The 4,506-nt window shown below is 71.7% G+C and carries 4 protein-coding genes and 1 pseudogene; 3 read left to right on the top strand and 2 right to left on the bottom strand.

Annotated features, from left to right (window positions below; all coding sequences use genetic code 11):
• Window positions 1–238 (top strand): annotated as a pseudogene (locus tag ACTOWL_RS37530) (MFS transporter); the annotation flags it as partial.
• A gap of 39 nt (window positions 239–277) precedes the next feature.
• Window positions 278–742: an ASCH domain-containing protein gene (locus tag ACTOWL_RS37535; protein WP_441326405.1), complete on the top strand. Its 465-nt coding sequence runs from the start codon at window positions 278–280 to the stop codon at window positions 740–742.
• Here ACTOWL_RS37535 and ACTOWL_RS37540 read toward each other — a convergent pair.
• The gene (locus ACTOWL_RS37540; protein ID WP_441326406.1) at window positions 739–2,163 is read right to left on the bottom strand and encodes a sigma-54-dependent transcriptional regulator; all 1,425 of its coding nucleotides are present in this window, start codon (window positions 2,161–2,163) and stop codon (window positions 739–741) included. The two genes, ACTOWL_RS37535 and ACTOWL_RS37540, sit on opposite strands and share 4 nt — an antisense overlap.
• A 126-nt stretch (window positions 2,164–2,289) precedes the next feature.
• Between ACTOWL_RS37540 and ACTOWL_RS37545 the strand changes: the two genes are divergently transcribed.
• Window positions 2,290–3,735, top strand: a complete 1,446-nt coding sequence (locus ACTOWL_RS37545; RefSeq protein ID WP_441326407.1) for an aldehyde dehydrogenase family protein — start codon at window positions 2,290–2,292, stop codon at window positions 3,733–3,735.
• Between the two features lie 60 nt (window positions 3,736–3,795).
• Here the strand turns inward: ACTOWL_RS37545 and ACTOWL_RS37550 are convergent.
• Window positions 3,796–4,506 (bottom strand): M10 family metallopeptidase C-terminal domain-containing protein (locus ACTOWL_RS37550; RefSeq protein WP_441326408.1); only part of this gene is annotated, 711 nt, incomplete at its 5' end.

Consider the following 4,506-nt stretch of genomic DNA (forward strand, 5'->3'; position numbering starts at 1 on the left):
CATGGGCGAGCGCGCGCATCCTGCCGCCCCGGCGATCACGCCGGCGATGATGTTCCTGATGGCGGTCGCCTGCGGCGCCTTCGCCGGCGGCGCCATCGGCTCCGCCATCGCCAGCGGCACCTTCAGCACGGGCGGCTGGTCGCTGGTCAGCTGGGTCGGCCTCGCCTTCCCCGCCGTGGCGCTGATGCTGTATACGACCGAGCTGTTCTGCCGCCGGCCTGTGCCGCGCCGCGCCTGAGGGCCGGCCCCGGGTCGGCCCGCACAGGAGGAGCCGACCGTGACCGACATCGCCGAATCCTGGTGGCGGGATCTCCGCCGCACCCGCCCCGAGCTCGGCCTGCCCGAGCGCTACGACCTCTGGTATTTCGGCGACAGCGAGGCGCTGGCGCGCGAGCTGCTGGACCTGGTTCTGGCCGGCACCAAGACCGCGACCGCCGGGCTGGTCTGGGGCGCCGACGAGGCCGGCACGCCGAAGCCGGGCGGCCACAGCCTGATCACCGACTTCGCCGGCACGCCGCATTGCGTGCTGCAGACGGTCGAGGTGCGGGTGCTGCCCTTCGACCAGGTCGACGCCGCCTTCGCCCATGACGAGGGTGAAGGCGACCGTTCGCTCGCCTTCTGGCGCGACGCGCATTGGAGCTTTTTCGGCCGCCGCTGCGCCGAGATCGGCCGCCAGCCGGCGCTCGACATGCCGGTGTTCTGCGAGCGCTTCCGCCTGGTCTACCCGCCGCCGCGAGGCTAGCCGCGGCCCTCGGCCTCCCAGTTCAGCCGCTTGCGGTAGATGGTCGAGGCGCTGATGCCGAGCAGCGCCGCGGCGCGCGGCACATTGCCGTCGCAGGCCGCGATCGCGTCCTCGATCGCATCCTTCTCGATCATCCACAGCGGCCGGACCGACGATCCCTTGCCGTTCGCGACGCCCGGCGGCGGCTCGACCGCCGGGCGGCTGGGCTGGGCCGCCGGGATCAGGGTCCGCACCGGCGACGGCAGCATCGCCCGGGTCACCAGCGTCCCGTCATGCAGCACGACGATGTTGCGGATCACGTTCTGCAGCTGGCGGACATTGCCCGGCCAGGCGTAGCGCTGCAGATCCTCCGCCACCTCGAGGTCGAAATCGCTGAAGCTCTTGCCCTCCTCCGCCGCGTAGTCGTGCAGGAACTGGCGCGCGATCAGCAGCACGTCGTCCTCGCGCTCGCGCAGCGGCGGCAGGATCACCGGGATCACCAGCAGGCGATAGTACAGGTCCTCGCGGAACCGTCCCAGGCGCACCTCCTCGGCCGGGTCGCGGTTGGTGGCGCAGACGATGCGCAGATCGACCTTGCGCTCGCGGCTGCCGCCGACCGCCGTCACCTGCCCGGTCTGCAGGAAGCGCAGCAGCTTGGTCTGCAGCTCCGCCGGCAGCTCGCAGATCTCGTCCAGGAACAGGGTGCCGCCATCGGCCCGGACCGCGGCGCCCTCACGATCGGCCACCGCGCCGGTGAAGGCGCCCTTCACATGGCCGAAGATCTCCGATTCCATCAGGTCGCGCGGTATGGCGCCGCAGTTCAGCGCCACGAAGGGGTGGTCGTGCCGCGGGCTGCGGCGGTGCACGGCCTCGGCGCACAGCTCCTTGCCGGTGCCGCTCTCGCCGGTGACGAACACGGTGGCCTTCGACGCCGCCGCCGAATCGATGATCCGGTACACCGCCTGCATCGCCAGCGACCGGCCGATGAAGCCGTAGTAGCGGTCGCGGCCGAGATCCTCGCGCCAGGCTTCGACCTCGCGCTGCAGCCGCATCCGCTCCAGCGTGTTGCGGACGGTCACCGTCAGCCGGTCGCCGGGGAAGGGCTTGACCAGGAAGTCGAAGGCGCCGAGCCGCATCGCCTCGACCGCGATGTTGACCGAGCCATGGGCGGTGATCACGATTGCCGCCACCGGGATCTGCTGCTCGCGGATATGCTGCAGGATCTCCATGCCGTTCATGTCCGGCAGGTTCAGGTCGAGCAGCACGGTCGCATAGCGCCCCTTCGCCAGCGCCGCGAGCGCGTCGGCCCCGGTCTCGGCATGATCGACGGCGATGCCTGCCTTGGCCAAGGTCTCGATGTAGAGCCGCGCCAGCGCCGGCATGTCCTCGACCAGGAGCACGGCGGCGGGGTCGGCCGCCTGCGGTTCAGCGAGGGGCGCCATGGCGATATCGTGGCCTAGGGAGGCATCCATCTTCAACAATAGCCCGCAACAAGAATTCGTCTTAAACGCAACGACGTGCCGAGCCTGCCCCGCCACGACGAACGGTCCAGAGACAGAAAGAATGCCATGATAGGTCCGAAAACGATTCTGATCGATGGAATTTGGAACGGCGCGGAGGATGGCCGCACCATCCCGGTGATCGACCCGTCGACCGGGGCGGCGTTCGACAGCCTCGCCTGCGGCGGCGCGGCCGAGATCGACGCCGCGGTGCGGGCCGCGCGCCGGGCCTTCGACGACGGGCCCTGGGGCCGGATGCCGGCGGTCGAGCGTGGCCGCATCCTGACCCGCATCGGCCGCGCCATTGAGGCGGATTTCGAGACGCTGTGGCGACTCGAGGCTGCCGATGCCGGCAAGCCGGTGAAGCAGGCCAAGGCCGACATCACCGCCTGCGCCCGCTATTTCGAGTTCTACGGCGGCGCCTGCGACAAGCATCACGGCACCACCCTGCCGTACCTCGACGGCTACACCGTGCTGACGGTGAAGGAGCCCTACGGCATCACCGGCCACGTCATCCCGTGGAATTACCCGGCGCAGATCTTCGGCCGCACCATCGGCGGGGCGCTGGCCGCGGGCAATGCCTGCGTGCTGAAGCCGGCCGAGGATGCCTGCCTGACGCCGCTGCGGATCGCCCAACTGGCGCTGGAGGCCGGGCTGCCGCCGGGCGCGCTGAACGTGGTCACCGGCCTGGGCGCCGAGGCCGGGGCGGCCCTGGCGTCGCATCCCGGCATCGACCACATCAGCTTCACCGGCTCGCCCGCCACCGGCGCCGCGATCCAGGCCGCGGCCGCGACGTTCAACCGGCCGGTGACGATGGAGCTGGGCGGCAAGTCGCCGCAACTGGTGTTCGACGATGCCGATGCCGAGGCCGCCCTGCCCTTCGTCACCGCGGCGATCGTGCAGAATGCCGGCCAGACCTGCTCCGCCGGCAGCCGCCTGCTGCTGCAGGACGGCATCGCCGACGCGTTCCTGGCAGCATTGGGAGAGCGCTTCAAGGCGCTGGAGACCGGCCCCTGGGACCGCGACCCGGATTGCGGCCCGCTGATCAGCGCCCGGCAGCAGGAGCGGGTGCGCGGCCATCTCGACCGCGCCCGGGCGGATGGGCTGCCGGTGCTGGCCGAAGGCCGCCTCTCCCCGAACGCCCCGGCCGGCGGCTTCTACCAGGTGCCGACCCTGATCGGCGACGTCCCGCCCGGCCATCCGCTGGCGCAGGAGGAGGTGTTCGGCCCGGTGCTGGCGGTGCTGCGCTTCCGCGACGAGGAGGAGGCGATCCGCCTGGCCAACGGCACCGAGTTCGGCCTGGTTGCCGGGGTCTGGACCCGCGACGGCGCCCGCCAGCTGCGCTGCGCCCGCCGGGTCCGGGCCGGCCAGGTCTTCGTCAACAACTACGGCGCCGGCGGCGGCGTCGAGCTGCCCTTCGGCGGCATGAAGCGCTCCGGCTTCGGCCGCGAGAAGGCGATGGAGGGGCTGGACCATTTCAGCGTGACCAAGACCATCGCCATTAGGCACGGGTAGCGCCGGCCCAAGCCGGGCGCCGGGCTGATTGGGCCGCCGCCCCGGCGGCGCCGGGACCGGCTACAGCACGAAGTCCGTCGCCGCGAGGGCGATGGTGCCGGTGAGCTGGATGTGGAAGTCGGACACCGAATCGCCGTTGACGTCGCCGGCGATGGTGGTGACGCCGCCGACCGCCGAGGTCCGGAGCTGCCCGGCGACGCCGGTGTAGAGGGCACCGCCGATGAAACTGAAGGCCTGGTTCCCGGCGGCCACGGTGTTCGCGTCGATCGCCGACAGGTCGATCCTGTCCGCCTGGGCCCGGCTGAAATCGGTGATCCGGTCGGCCCCGGCCCCGACCGGGCTTTCCGCCGCGCCGCCGTAGACGAAACCGTCCGCCCCGGCGCCGCCGGTGAGCGTGTCCTTCCCGCCGGCCCCGGTGAGCACGTCGTTGCCGTTCCAGCCCTGCAGCACATTGGCGCCGGTCGACCCGACCAGGCTGTCGTTGCCTTGGCTGCCGGAAAGGTTCTCGATGCCGAGCAGGGTGTCGCCCTGGGCGTCGCCGCCGCTGCCGAGGCCGGTCGTGAGGTTCACCGTGACCCCGGCCGAGCCGGTGAACCAGCTGGCGGTGTCGGTGCCGGTGCCGCCGTCGAGCCGGTCGGCCCCGGCGCCGCCGCGGAGCACATCGTCACCGGCGTTGCCCTGGAGCACATTGGCGCCGGCGCTGCCGATCAGGCTGTCGCCGCCCTGGCTGCCCGAGAGGTTCTCGACGGCGACCAGGACATCGCCCTGGGC

Origin of the sequence: Inquilinus sp. CA228 (assembly GCF_052078665.1) — a bacterium.
Classification (GTDB): domain Bacteria; phylum Pseudomonadota; class Alphaproteobacteria; order DSM-16000; family Inquilinaceae; genus Inquilinus.